This is a genomic window from Nonomuraea harbinensis (assembly GCF_019396385.1).
Lineage (GTDB): Bacteria > Actinomycetota > Actinomycetes > Streptosporangiales > Streptosporangiaceae > Nonomuraea > Nonomuraea ferruginea.
The window spans coordinates 17,383-30,900 of record NZ_JAHKRN010000022.1 but is presented as its reverse complement, the minus strand read 5'-3'; the positions used below and the strand labels follow the sequence as shown (position 1 = coordinate 30,900).

The 13,518-nt window shown below is 72.8% G+C and carries 9 protein-coding genes; 5 read left to right on the top strand and 4 right to left on the bottom strand.

Annotated elements, in window-relative coordinates; all coding sequences use genetic code 11:
- Positions 1 to 76: 76 nt before the first annotated feature.
- Positions 77 to 295, bottom strand: coding sequence for a hypothetical protein (locus KME79_RS22865; protein WP_148033053.1), 219 nt, complete (start codon positions 293 to 295; stop codon positions 77 to 79).
- A 471-nt stretch (positions 296 to 766) separates the two neighbouring features.
- Between KME79_RS22865 and KME79_RS22860 the strand changes: the two genes are divergently transcribed.
- The 5 genes from KME79_RS22860 to KME79_RS22840 all read left to right on the top strand — a co-directional run bounded on the left by KME79_RS22860 (position 767) and on the right by KME79_RS22840 (position 8,610).
- Positions 767 to 2,089, top strand: a complete 1,323-nt coding sequence (locus KME79_RS22860) for a cellulose binding domain-containing protein (protein WP_187281285.1) — start codon at positions 767 to 769, stop codon at positions 2,087 to 2,089.
- A gap of 386 nt (positions 2,090 to 2,475) precedes the next feature.
- The gene (locus KME79_RS22855) at positions 2,476 to 3,486 is read left to right on the top strand and encodes a ketoacyl-ACP synthase III family protein (protein WP_308249012.1); all 1,011 of its coding nucleotides are present in this window, start codon (positions 2,476 to 2,478) and stop codon (positions 3,484 to 3,486) included.
- Positions 3,483 to 3,734, top strand: a complete 252-nt coding sequence (locus KME79_RS22850) for an acyl carrier protein (RefSeq protein ID WP_148033051.1) — start codon at positions 3,483 to 3,485, stop codon at positions 3,732 to 3,734. The genes KME79_RS22855 and KME79_RS22850 overlap by 4 nt, the downstream gene beginning before the upstream one ends.
- 19 nt (positions 3,735 to 3,753) lie before the next feature.
- Positions 3,754 to 4,797, top strand: coding sequence for a ketoacyl-ACP synthase III family protein (locus tag KME79_RS22845; protein ID WP_219546225.1), 1,044 nt, complete (start codon positions 3,754 to 3,756; stop codon positions 4,795 to 4,797).
- Between the two features lie 39 nt (positions 4,798 to 4,836).
- Positions 4,837 to 8,610, top strand: a complete 3,774-nt coding sequence (locus tag KME79_RS22840; protein WP_308249011.1) for a type I polyketide synthase — start codon at positions 4,837 to 4,839, stop codon at positions 8,608 to 8,610.
- 145 nt (positions 8,611 to 8,755) lie between these two features.
- Here the strand turns inward: KME79_RS22840 and KME79_RS22835 are convergent, their stop codons facing one another.
- The 3 genes from KME79_RS22835 to KME79_RS22825 are packed head-to-tail and all read right to left on the bottom strand — an operon-like array spanning position 8,756 to position 13,454.
- Complete coding sequence (locus KME79_RS22835; RefSeq protein WP_219546223.1) at positions 8,756 to 9,895, bottom strand: thiopeptide maturation pyridine synthase; 1,140 nt, start codon at positions 9,893 to 9,895, stop codon at positions 8,756 to 8,758.
- Between the two features lie 5 nt (positions 9,896 to 9,900).
- Complete coding sequence (locus KME79_RS22830; protein WP_219546222.1) at positions 9,901 to 10,875, bottom strand: thiopeptide-type bacteriocin biosynthesis protein; 975 nt, start codon at positions 10,873 to 10,875, stop codon at positions 9,901 to 9,903.
- Complete coding sequence (locus tag KME79_RS22825; RefSeq protein ID WP_308249019.1) at positions 10,872 to 13,454, bottom strand: lantibiotic dehydratase; 2,583 nt, start codon at positions 13,452 to 13,454, stop codon at positions 10,872 to 10,874. Before KME79_RS22825 ends, KME79_RS22830 begins: the two co-directional genes overlap by 4 nt.
- Between the last annotated feature and the right edge of the window lie 64 nt (positions 13,455 to 13,518).

Genomic DNA, 13,518 nt, shown 5'->3' with positions numbered 1-13,518 from the left:
CCGGCACGAAGAACGGTGAGACACACGCGCCCCCGGTCCGGCCCCTCAGCCCCGGGGGTGCGCGCGGCTCACGGTGTCACGCGTAGAGGAAGTAGTAGCGGTAACGGCCTTCCCACTCGCATGAATAGTCGTCCCACCAGCCCTGGTTTATGCCGTGGCTGCCGATCCGCTGGCACTCCGAGTAGTCCCTGAAGACGCCGGCCAGCCTTTCGGCGTGCGCCGGGGCGGCGCCGATCGTCAGCGACACTCCGAGGACCATGACGGCCGAGACGAGAACAGCGCGTGCCTTTCGCATTCGTCCTCCTGCGACTGGGGGGTGATCATCACGGTGGACATTATCACCAACCCGGCGTTGGAAAGATTGTCACGTCGAATCGGCCGGGGCAAGGGGATGAAACTTTCACGGCGTTAACCCGAGGTTGCGCGGGTGTTTACTGCCGGTAAGGCCGGTGTCGCTTGCCGAGTGGCTTGTCAAGGCCCCGTGGGTGCTTATCCGACCGCCTGTGCACGCCATGGATGATCTGGTCGGCCTTCGAGCCCTGTGATCCACAAAGTACGATTTATGCCGCTTTTTCAGTCCGGTCTGGATGAAGTGCGGAAAACTTTGACCAGCGTCACTTACGTGTCATATCGTCTCCCCGCCCATATCGATGTGAGCCGCGACACTCGAGCAGGACATTGTTCTAGCAGGTTCTAGCAGGTTCTAGCAGGCGCTATGGCCGGGGACCGGGGAAGCGGCGATCATCCGACCAACCGGAGTCGCACCATGCAAGCTCGAATCCGCACGGCCATGATCGTCGGCATGGCGATGACCGTGCTGGCCGCCGTCGGTGTGTCGGTGGCCTCGGCGCCGCCGGCTCACGCCGCGCAGGTGGTCACCGACATCGCCTACGCGCCCGCACAACCGGCCGGCAGCAAGGGCCATCTGCTGGACCTCTACCTGCCGTCCACCGGCATCACGCCCCGGCCGCTGCTGATCTGGCACACCGGCTCGGCGTGGACGAGCGACGACGGCAAGGCCGGCACGGACGCGATCGCGGCGATCTTCAACCCCCTGGGCTTCGCCGTGGCCGGCGTCAGCGTCCGGAACAGCGCACAAGCGATCTTCCCGGCCCAGGTGCACGACATCAAGGCGGCCATCCGCTGGCTGCGTGCGAACGCCGCGACGTACCAGATCGACCCGAACCGCTTCGCGATCATGGGCGACTCCTCGGGCGGCTGGCTGACGGAGATGGCCACCCTGTCCGGCGGGGTGGCGGCGCTGGAGGGCACCGTCGGCACGACCGGCGTCTCCAGCGCCGTGCAGGTGGGACTCGCCTTCTACAGCCCGACCGACTTCCTGCAGATGAACGCGCAGAACCTGCCGACCGGCGGGCTCGACCACGACTCCCCGGCCTCCCCGGAATCCCTCCTGGTCGGCTGCCCGATCCAGACCTGCCCGGCCAAGGTGGCCCAGGCCAACCCGATGACCTACGTCGACGCCAACGACCCGCCGCTGATGTTCCTGCACGGCCAGGCCGACTTCCTGGTGCCGCACGGGCAGAGCGTCCTGCTCTACAACAGGATCAAGGCTCAGTGCGGCGACGCCACCTTCGTCTCGGTGCCCGCCGCGGACCACATGATGTCCCAGATCATGGACCCCGCCCAGTACGGCAACCAGACCGTCTACACCACCACCGACTGCTCCGAGACCGTGGGCACCGGCACGCTGAACCCCACCTGGGCCAACTTCGCGACCTTCCTGCGCGGCGGGCTCAAGCTGGGCACCTCCTGTGAGGTCGCCTACGCCACCGGCGCCTGGAACGGCGCCTTCAACGGCACCGTGACCATCAGGAACACCGGCACGACCCCCGTCGACGACTGGACCGTGACGTGGGCCTGGTCGGGCAACCAGCAGATCACGAACGCCTGGAACGCCACGGTGACCCAGACCGGCGCCCAGGTGACCGCCCGCGACGCCGGCCACAACTCCTACATCGGCCCCGGCTCCAGCCAGAGCTTCGGCTTCTCGGCGACCGCCACCGGGACGAACCCCGTTCCGGCCCAGTTCAAACTCAACGACATCGTCTGCACGAAGGTGCCCGCCTGAGACGACGCGCACCGGGCCCGAGCGTGAATAGCGCCGGGTCCGGCGCCGGATTCGCGGCCGTCACATTCGCGGAAATGGCGGCGTGAAGCGGAAAGAAGCATTTCCGAAATGCGACACGTTCCGTCGGATCTCGATTACGGAATGTCGCGGGCCGGATCGCTCGCGGACATATTGCCTTATCCGATGATCGGCCCCTATCCTTGCTGACGGCTCGCCGGACCATTTCGTTGTATTCACCCGCCGGTCGGGAGCCGATTGATATCCCGGGCCCGAAATAAATCGGATGAGCCGCCTCACGCTGCCCGAGGACCGTTGCCCGGGATCGTCGACGAGTTAGGGGACGTGTGCGTACATCCAACATGTTCGTCAGGAGCCTCGGCGTTTATGTGCCTGACAGTGTGAGCGTCGAGCAGGCGGTTCGCGAGGGCTGGTATCCGGAGGAGGAGGCCGAGAGATTTCAGCAGATCGGCGCGGCGGTGGCCGGCGACATGCCCGCGCCCGAGATGGCGCGGCTCGCGGTCCTGGACGCGTACGACCGCTGGGGTGAGTCCTCCCCGCGCGAGCTCGACCTCCTGCTCTACCCGTCGGTCTGGCACCAGGGCCCGAACGGCTGGCAACCTCAGCACTACCTGCAGAAGCACCTCCTCGGCGGGAACGTTCCGGCGTTCGAGATCCGGAGCGGCTGCGTGGGGATGATCAGCTCGCTGGAGCTGGCGGCGAGCTACCTGCGGGCCGGCGAGGACCGGCGGACCGCCATGGTCGTCTCCTCGGACAACCACGGCACCCCGCTGGTGGACCGCTGGCGGATGACGCCCGGGGCGCTGATCGGCGACGCCGCGGCCGCGCTCGTCCTCGGCAAGGAGTACGGCATGGCCGAGCTCCTGTCGGTGAACGCGACGGTGATACCCGAGGCCGACGCGGTCAACGACGGCGCCTACCCCCTCTTCCCCCCGGACGCCACCGTCGGCAGGGGGCTGAGCTTCGGCGACCGCCACGAGGAGTTCCGCCAGCGGCTGCTCAAGGCGCAGGGGACCGGGATCCACCTGACGATCCAGAAGACGATGATGCAGCAGGTCGAACAGACCCTGGACGAGGCCGGGATCGGGCTCTCCGACATCACGCGGGTCGCCTTCCCGCACGGCCGCCGCGAGGACCTGGACGGGCAGATGTCCTGGCTGGGCATCGACGAGGACCAGACGACCTGGGACTACGGCAGGCGCGTGGGCCACTGCGGCGCGGTGGACCAGTTCATCGCCTTCGAGCACCTGATCGCGACCGGCGGGCTGGTGGCCGGCGACCACCTGCTCATGGTCGGGTTCGGCTCCGGGACGTCCGTCGCCGCGGCGGCGTTCAGGGTCCTGTCCACCTCTCCCGTCACGCAAGGGGCACGCGCATGACCGAGCTCACGCAGAGACTGGTCGCCTTCGTCCAGGAGAACCTCGTCCTGGACGGCGACGACATCAAGGTCGACGAGACGACCCCGCTCCTCGTGTCGGGCCTCCTGGACTCCCTGCGGACGGCGCGGCTGCTGAACTTCCTCCGCAGGGACCTCGGCGTCGCGATCCCCGCGGCGAAGCTCGACCCCGACAACTTCAGGGACGTCGTGACCATCGTGGCGATGGTCCGAGAGCTCGAATCCGTCTAGCCGGGACGAGGGCAGAGTCATGAAGTTGGCGGACACGTACATCAGCGGAGTGGGAGCCTTCGTGCCCCGGACCGTCGTCAGCGTCGCGAAAGCCGTCGCCAAAGGCTGGTACCCAGCCGAGGAGGCCGAGCTGCACAACCTGGCCGGGGCGGCGGTGGCCGGTGACGTGCCGGCCCCGGAGATGGCCCTGCACGCGGCGCGGAGCGCGCTCAAGCGCAGCGGGCGGGCGCAGGCCGATCTGGACCTCCTCCTGTACGCCTCGACCTGGCACCAGGGGCCGGACGGCTGGCCCCCGCACTCCTACCTGCAACGTCACCTCGTCGGCGGGGACGTCCTGGCCACCGAGGTCCGGCAGGGCTGCAACGGGATGTTCATCGCCCTGGAACTCGCGGCCGGCCACCTGGACGCCGCCCCCGGCCGGCAGGCCGCCCTGCTGGTCGCCGCCGACAACTACGGCACCCCGCTGATGGACCGGTGGCGGATGGGCCCCGGCTACATCGGCGGCGACGCGGCCAGCGCGCTCGTGCTCACCAAGGAGACGGGCTTCGCGCGGCTGACGTCGGTCTGCACGACGACGGTGGCCGAGGCCGAGGAACTGCACCGGGGCAGCGAACCCCTGTTCCCGCCGGGCGTCACGGTCGGGCGCCGGATGAGCTTCGCGACCAGGAACGAGCAGTTCCGGCACCAGGTCATGCCCAAGGGCGAGGCCACCTCGGCGCTGTTCAAGATCCAGCGGGCGTTGATGGAGATCGTCGAGCGCGCGCTGGCCGAGAGCGGGATCGAGGCCCGCGATCTCGCCCGGGTGGCGTTCATGAACTACTCCGAAGAGATCGTCGAACAGCGCTGCATGGCCATGCTCGACCTGCCGATGTCCCGCTCGACCTGGGACTACGGCCGCACCATCGGCCACTGCGGGGCCAGCGACCAGATCCTCTCCCTCGACCACCTGCTGACGACCGGGCAGCTGCGCCCCGGCGACCACATGCTGATGCTCGGCACCGGGCCTGGAGTGACCGTCTCCGGAGCCGTCATCAAGATCATCGACACTCCTCCATGGGTATGAACCGAAGGGAAACCAACGCAGATGGTCGACAGTCCGCGGGTGGAACCAGTGGCGGTGGTCGGGATCGGCTGCCGCCTTCCCGGCGACGCCCGCTCACCGGACGAGTTCTGGGACCTGCTGTGCTCCGGCCGGAACACGACCGGGCCGCTGCCGGCCGAACGCTGGCGCCGGTATGAGAACCGGAGTCCGGAAGACGCCGCCGCGCTGCGCGACGCCGTGCGCCACGGCAGTTTCCTGAGCGACATCGAGGGCTTCGACGCGGAGTTCTTCGGACTGTCGCCCCGCGAGGCCGAGCTGATGGACCCCCAGCAGCGGATCCTGATGGAGACCGCCTGGGAGGCCCTGGAGCACGCCGGCCTGCCGCCGCACCGGCTGGCCGGCACCGACGCCGGCGTGTTCGTCGGCGTCTGCACCGCCGACTACGGCGGCCGTCTGCTGGAAGACCTGCCCCAGATCGAGGCGTGGACCGGCATCGGCGCCGCCACCTGCGCCGTCGCCAACCGCATCTCCTACTCACTCGACCTGCGCGGGCCCAGCATGGCGGTCGACACCGCCTGCTCGGCGTCGCTGGTCGCGCTCCACCTGGCCGCGCAGAGCCTGCGGCTCGGCGAGAGCGACGTCGCCCTCGCCGGCGGCGTCAACCTGCTGGTCACCCCGGGCCAGACCCTCACGCTCGGCACCGCCGGAGCGCTGGCCCCCGACGGGCGGTCCAAGTCGTTCGACGCGTCGGCCGACGGCTACGGACGCGGCGAGGGCTGCGGCGTGGTCGTGCTCAAGCGGCTGTCCGACGCGCGGCGCGACGGCGACCGGATCCTCGCGCTCGTCATCGGCAGCGCCGTGAACCAGGACGGGCACACCAACGGCATCATGGCGCCGTGCGGGGAGGCCCAGGAACACGTGATGATCAAGGCCTGCCGGCAGGCGGGCGTCGCGCCGTCCACCGTCGACTACATCGAGGCCCACGGCACCGGGACCCGGCTCGGCGACCCGCTGGAGGCGGGGGCGCTGTCCTCCGTGTACGGCACGCCGCGGCCCCCCGGCGACCCGTGCCTCATCGGCTCGGTCAAGTCCAACATCGGTCACCTCGAAGGCGCCGCCGGCATCGCCGGCGTCATCAAGGCGGTCCTCGCCCTCGACCGCGGCGAGATCCCCCCGAGCGTGCTGACCACCCTGAACGAGGCCATCCCGTGGGAGGACTCGGGCCTGCGCGTGGTGACCGGGCGATCGGCCTGGCCGGAGCGCGACCACCCGCGCCGGGCGGGCGTCTCCAGTTTCGGCTACGGCGGCACGGTCGCGCACATCGTGCTGGAGCAGGCGCCTCCCGCCCAGGAGGCGCCCGGGGACGAGGTGACGGGGGAGCGGCTCTTGCCCCTGTCGGCCGCGTCGGAGCAGGCGCTGCGGCAGTACGCGGGCAAGCTCGCCGATCACCTGGACAGCGGGCTCGACCTGGCGTCCGCGGGCCACACGCTGGCGCTCCGGCGCACCCACCTGGCCCGCCGCGCCGTCGTGGTCGGGGCGGGCGCGGACGAGCTGGCGGCCGGCCTGCGCAGGCTCGCGGAGGACGTGCCGGCCGAGGCCGTACTCACCGGGGACGTGCTGCCCGAGCCTGGTCCCGGGCCGCTGTGGGTCTTCTCCGGGCAGGGCTGCCAGTGGCGCGGGATGGGGCGGGAGCTGCTCGCCGTGCCGGAGTTCGCGTCCCTGGTCGACGAGGTGGAGCCGATCTTCGCCGAGGAGATCGGCTTCTCTCCCCGGCAGGTCCTGGCCGACGGCGAACTCGACACCATCGACCGCGTCCAGACCATGATCTTCGTGATGCAGCTGGGCCTCGCCAGGCTCTGGAACGCGTACGGGGTCGTGCCGGAGGCCGTCATCGGCCACTCCGTCGGCGAGATCGCGGCGGCGGTGACGGCGGGCGCGATGTCCGTCGCCGACGGCGCCCGCCTGATCTGCCGCCGCTCCCGGCTGCTGCGCCGGGCCGAGGGCAAGGGCGCCATGGTGATGGTCGGCCTGTCCTTCGAGGAGGCGGCCGATCGGCTGGCCGGCCGGACCGACCTGGTGGCCGCGATCGCGTCGGCGCCCGGCTCCACCGTGCTGTCCGGCGACGTCGCCGCCGTCGAGGAGGTGGTGAACGAGTGGCCGGCCGAGGGCATCGTGGTGCGGCGGGTGGCGTCGGACGTCGCCTTCCACAGCCCGCACATGGAGCCCCTGGCCGTCGAACTGGCCGCCGTCACGGCCGATCTCTCGTTCGGGGCGCCCCGCATCCCCATGTACACGACCGCGCTGGCGGACCCCCGGTCGACGCCCGTGCTGGACGGCGCGTACTGGGCGGCGAACCTCCGCGACCCCGTGCGGCTGGCCGCGGCGACGACGGCCGCGGCGCAGGACGGCTACCGCGTGTTCCTGGAGATCTCGCCTCACCCCGTGGTCGCGCACTCCGTCACCGAGACGCTCTCGGAGAACGGGTTCGAGGACGTGTTCGTCGGCACGTCACTGCGCCGCAACCAGCCGGAGGCGGCGACCTTCCTCGTCGCGGTGGGCACGGCGCACTGTCACGGCGTCGACGTGGACTGGAGCCGGATCCAGCCGAGCGGCGGCCTGGCCGACCTGCCGCCGTACGCCTGGCAGCACCGCCGCCACTGGCGCGAGGCGTACGCCGACGACGGCAACCGCGGGCACGACGTGCGCTCCCACACCCTGCTCGGCGCCGTGACCAGCCTCGCGGGCAGCCGGACCCGGATGTGGCGGACCAGCCTGGAGGACGCCAACCGGCCCTACCCGGGCAGCCACGCGCTCAACGGGGTCGAGATCGTGCCCGCCGCCGTGCTGGTCAACACGTTCCTGCACGCGGCCGAGGACGAGGACGTCACGCTCACCGACGTGGAGATGACGCATCCGCTGATGACCGCGGAGCGCAGGCAGGTCCAGGTCGTGCACGAGCCGCCGGCGGTACGGCTCGCGGCCCGCACGCCGGCCGGCCCGGGCGAGCCCGAACCCGCCTGGCTGGTGCACGTCACCGCCGACGTGGCCGCCCCCGGCCAGGTGAAACCCGACGTGCTGCCGGACGCCGGCGCTCTCAGCCCGATCGACCCCGGGTTCGTGCACCGGCGGCTGGCCGCCGTCGGCGTGCCCTCGACGGGCTTCGGCTGGACGATCGGGACGCTGCTGGCCGGAGACGGCGTGCTGCGGGCCACGGTACGCACCGGGGAGCCGGGAAGCTGGGCGCCGGCGCTGGACGCGGTGATGTCCGTGGCGCCCTGCGTGTTCCCCGGCGACCCGGTGCTGCGCATGGTCGTGCACATCGACGAGGTGGTGCTGACCGGCACGCCGCCCTCGACGGTGATCGTCCACGCGGCCGTGGACCCGGCCGCCGACGACACCGTCCGGGCGCTCCTGGCCGACGTGGACGGCCGGGTGGTGGGACACCTCACGGGACTCCGCTATCCGGTGATCGACGCGCCCGCCCCGGCCGACGAGGATCTCCGGGGACCGGCGGAGTCGTTCGCCGGCCTGGCGCCCGAGGACCTGCGCGAGCGCGTCCTGCCCGAGATCCGCGCGGAGATCGCGGCCGTGATGAGGACGGCCCCCGAGGACCTGGCGATCCGGCGTCCCCTCGTCGAGCAGGGGCTGGACTCGGTGATGACCGTCATGGTCAGGCGGCGCCTGGAGAAGCGCTTCGGCCGCCGTCTCCCCGCGACCCTGCTGTGGCAGCAGCCCACCATCTCCGCGATCGCGGACCACCTGGTGGAGCTGCTCGCGACTCCGGTCCAGGCGGCGGAGACCGCTCCCGAGAGCATGCCCGCGATCGGGGGGTGAGACCGCCGCCTCACCGTGCGCCGGAGGGCGAGCCGTCGGGATTCGTCAAGCTCTGAGTCCGGCCCTGTCCATCGAGCCCGGCACCTCGGACGAGGAGGTGCCGGGCTGCGCCGTCGGGCGGGCGCCCCCGACCGGCCTGTGCTCGTCAGCGTGACGGTTCCGTGGGCTCACCCGCCCCGGCGAACCGGCGCAGGGCGTCCAGCCCCGACAGGCCGTAGACGTCCTCCACCGCGTCGGCCAGCAGGTGGCAGGCCCTGAACCGGTCGAGCGGCGTGAGCCCGAGCCGGGTCAGGTGCAGGTACGTGTAGTTGAGCAGCACCCGGTAGCGCAGGAAGCGCGGGTCGGTGAAGACCGCCGCGTGGTAGGCCGGGTTCTCGTAGATCAGGCGTTGCAGCTCGTTCGGCTCGTAGTGGGGAGCGGGCGGGTCACCGGGCCGCGCCCTGAGCGCCTCGCCCGGCTCGAACATCGGCTGGACCAGCCGGCCGCTGTCCAGCAGCGTTCCGGCCCGTCGCCGGTAGTCCTCCAGCAGCGCCGCCCACTCGCGTACGAACGCCACGGGCGGCGCGGCGGGGTCGTCCAGGGCGGCGACGACGTCCCGCACCCGCTCGGTGAGCGCGGCCCGCCGTTCCCGGAAGCCCTGCTCGAAAGCGGCGCGGACGCCTTCGGGGTCGGCCGCCCACGTGATGAAGCCCTCCGCGTGCATCCGGTACGACAGGTAGCTCCGCGTGATGTGCTGCGAAGTGTGCGCGACGGTCAGCATGAGGCTCAGCGCGAGCCCGGTCCTGCTGTCACGGCCGGCACGCACGTGCTCCAGCATGCCGAACAGCAGCGGGGTGGCATCGGCGTAGAACGCGGTGAGCAGGCCCACCGCCTCGTCGCTGCCGAGCACGTGCCGGCGGGAGTCGTACGGCGCGTCGTGGATGGAGTTGTCCGGCGGCCACGGCGTGAGCGGCCCGTGCTCCTGCTCCCGCATGGCGAGCAGGCGGTGCCTGGCCAGGCTCGCGGCCGGGTCGAGCGCGGCCGTCGAGGGGTGTGCGCGCAGGTAGGCTCCGATGACCTCGTCCACCCGCGGGCGCACGACCCCCTCCCAGACGGCCGGCGCCGCCTTGACGTTGATCCGCAGGTGCGGGCCCTGCCGCCAGTGGCGCAGCACGTACGCCGCCTCGATCTGACCGCGAAGCCCGTCGAACAGCGGCCGCACGGCGTCCAGCAGCAGGCCGTCCTTGTCCGCCGCGTGGTAGTAGACGTGCACACAGTGCCAGGTGGGAGCGTCGGACGCGGTCAAGGGGGTCACCTCCGGGAGTCGGCGAGTCCGGCGAGGGCGCGGACCGCCAGGTACGACACGTGGCGCTCGGTCCCGGCACGCAGCCCCAGCCGGTTGTGGAACAGGTGGACGCAGCGCATCAGGATCAGCGACACCGTGCGCCGTTCCGGCGGCGCGGCCAGGGCGAGCAGCGCGTGCGGCGAGCCCGAGTCCCGCGGCGCGCACCGGCCGGCGGCGTGCAGGGCGCCGAGGTCGTCGCGGAGCGCGCGCATCGACGCCGCCCACGAGGCCAGCAGGTCGCCGCCGGAGCCGGGCGCGTCCCACAGCCTGCGCGTCTGGGCGAGGAGGGCGCCTTCGCGGCGCCGCCAATCCTCCTCGCTCACGGACTCCCCGCCCATCTCTCGCGCCTGGCGGGCGGCGGTGGCGAGGCGGTGGGCGGCGGCGGGCAGGTCCGGCTCGCACGCGGCGGCCGCGACGGTGAGCGCGGCCAGCCCGATCGCCGCGCGCCGGGCCATCTCGGTACCGGCGCGCAGCACGTCCAGGGCGAGCCGGCTCGACTCCGCGAAGTGCCGTTCGGCGGCGGCGACGCAGGCGGCGTCCCCGTACGCCTCGTATTCCGGCCGGTAGCCGATGAACGCCACCGAGCCGGCGGGACGCAGCCGCTCGTCGTAGGACGTGCGCCGCTCGCCCGCGGCCATGGCGGCCGCGAACGCGCGGTAGGCCGCCGCGTCGACCGGCGGCGACGGGTGGGCGGCGAAGTGCGCCGCCGCCCGCTCACGCACCAGGTCATGGACGCGCGACGCCCGCGCCGGGTCCGGCACCTCCAGCCGCAGCCGCACGTGCTGACCGCCCTCCCAGTAGCGCAGGAAGAACGCGCGGCGCACGGTGCCGTCCGCTGCCAGTTCCCGCGTCACCGGGTCCACCACGTCGTTGATCAGCGGGTCGAGGTCGCCGGAATGGAACAGGTGCGCGCCGATCCAGCGGCTGCCGGCGTCCGTCATCGGCCCGGCCGCGCGGAGAGCTGGACGACGTACTCGGTGACCCGGCGGCCGGGGCCGTAGCGGGGCGCTTGGGAGGGATCGGGCAGGGCCTCCTCGATCACCAGCAGCGCGCCGGGGTCGCGCAGCGCGCGCAGGAACCCGTTCAGCAGCAGCATGTCGGTGACGTCCACGTACATCGGCTTGCGGTCCTTGCTCAACAGCCCCACCAGCAGGCCGTCCCGCAGGTCCACCACCCGGGCGAAGAACCGGCGGGGCACCTCGTGCAGCGCCAGCCACTCGGCGAGCCTGGGGAGGTACGAGGCCTCGCCCTCGCCCTTGGCCGGCACCGGGAAGGCGCCTGCCCGGAGCCGCCACACCGCCCGGGCGAACGTGACCCGCCCGAGGTCCATCCGCGGCCACCGTTCCACCTCGCCCTCGCCCGGCACCTCGCTCCGGGTGCGGAACACCCAGCCGGGCACCATCGCCGTGGACGGCTCCCCGAACGTCCGCACCAGGAACTGCAACCACGGCGGCAGCCAGTACTGGGCGGTCATGCCCAGGTGGACCGGCCGGACCGGGCGGCCCGAGCCGTCGAACAGGGTCAGCCTGTCGCATCCGGGGTCGTAGCCGACGGTGAGCTCCGCCGGCGAGACGCGCGGGAGGTGCGCGTCCGGGGCGGTGAAGGGGTGGTCGAGGGCGAGGTCGGCCGCGGCCGGACGGGCGTTGAGGCCGCCGCCGACGAGTCCGCGGCACTCGGCCACCAGGACGTCGCCCTGCGCGGCGCGGAGTTCGCCGGCGGGCGGCGCCTCACCGCCGGCGAGGACGACCAGCCGGTGCAGCCGCGACAGCCCGCGCCCGTACCCGGCGGAGATGGAGTTGACGACCGCGCGCAGGGCGCCCGGTCCCGGCACGGCCTGCAGGTAGCAGCAGATCGACCCGGGGGGCCGGACGAAACTCGGCCAGTCGCCGGCCATCTCGGCCAGGCGGGCGGCCGTGAGGTCGACCACCGGCCCCGGCTCCCGCGCGCCGGTCTGTTCCCAGAAGCTCCGCCGCAGTCCGGTGAGCTGTACCAAGCCGCGCGGCGGCTCGGCGTCCGGCACCTCCCGCGTGCCCGCCACCGGGTCGCGCAGCATGCCGCGCAGCAGCGCTCCGCTCCCGCCCGGCGCCTCCTGGTGTATCTCGCGGTAGAACGTCAGTGCGGGGATCCGGCCGCCGGGGCCGTGCCGGTCCAGGAAGTACGCGGCGGCGGCGATCTTGACGGGCAGGTCGGGGTCGAACAGGCCGAGCAGCCCGCGCAGCGCGTCGAGGTCGTCGCACACGTCGCGCCAGGCCGGCGCGCTCAGCCGTCCCGCGACGCCGGGAATGACGGCGCTGTGCCAGAGCAGGTTCTTGTCCGGCAGCGACGGCCCCGGCGGCAGCACTTCCCGCAGCGCTTCCCGTACGACCGCGGACGCCTTCTCGTCGCCGGGCCGGGTGACGCCGTCGCGCAGGGCCGCCGCGACCCGGCCGACAGCTCGCGTGTACGGCGCCGGGCCGTCCTCCGCCAGCCACGACGCCAGCCGGCCCACCGGGTCGTGGCCCTGCTCGTCGTACGGCGCGACGAACTCCAGCAGCCCCGCGTCGGCCAGCGGCTCGATCCCGGGGGCGGCGGCCAGGGTGGGGCAGGGGTGCCCGCGCACCCAGTCGAGGGCCTCCCGGACCGCCGGGCTCGACGGCACCGCGGACAGCGGCTCGCCGTGACCGGCTCCGAGGAACCAGATCCGGTCGCCGTCGTCGGCCGCGGTCGGGTTGACGCGGAGCCGGGCGCGCTCCCGTACGCGCCGATGCCGGGTGAGCGCCGCCCACAGCGGGCGCAGGACCGCCCGATCCAGCTCGACCACCAGGTGCCAGGCGGGTTCGCCACCGGTCGCCGGCGCGGGGCCGTCCGCCTCCCACCGGCCCAGGCCGCTGAGCGTGAACGTGGCGTACGGGCTGGTCTTGACGGTCGCCCGGGCGAGATAGCGGGCCAGCCGCAGCAGCTCCTGCCGTTCCGGCCGGCGGTCGGCGGGGCCGGCGAGCCAGGCGTCGAGGCGTCCGGCCAGCACCGGGCTGCCCTGGGCCAGGCCGTGCCGGAAACCGGCGTCGGACACCGCCTCGCGGAGCAGCGCCGTCTTCTCCCGCGACTCCTCTGCCAGGGCGGTGGGCAGCGCCGCGCGCAACTCGTCCGCGCGGCGCCGCAGGGCGGTCCACGCGCCGACGCGGGCGGTCAGGTCGGCGGGGAGGGCCGCCAGCGCGTCGGCGGTCGCGGCCCCGCCGCTCAGGCGGCGTCCGGAGAACACCGCGCGCCGTAGCGCCACCAGCCCGGACCGGGCCGGACCGGGCGCGGTGCCGCCGATCACGTCGTGCAGCGGATCGGACAGGTCCGCGCCCTCCCGCCGCAGCCAGGCGGAGACGTTCACCAGCTCGTCCACCAGCCGCCACGTCCGGGTGCAGCGCATCCGGTCCAGCCCGGCCACCGGCAGCGCCGCGACGCGGACAGCGAGGACGGGCGAGACGGCATAATCGGGATCAGCGAGCCTTGCCAGGTCGCCGTCCCCGGTGACGGGGACGGCGTGCGTCACATCGGTCAATCGAACGCGCTCCTCGTGAGGGTTCGCCAGGGGCCGAGGGCGCCCACGGCACGGG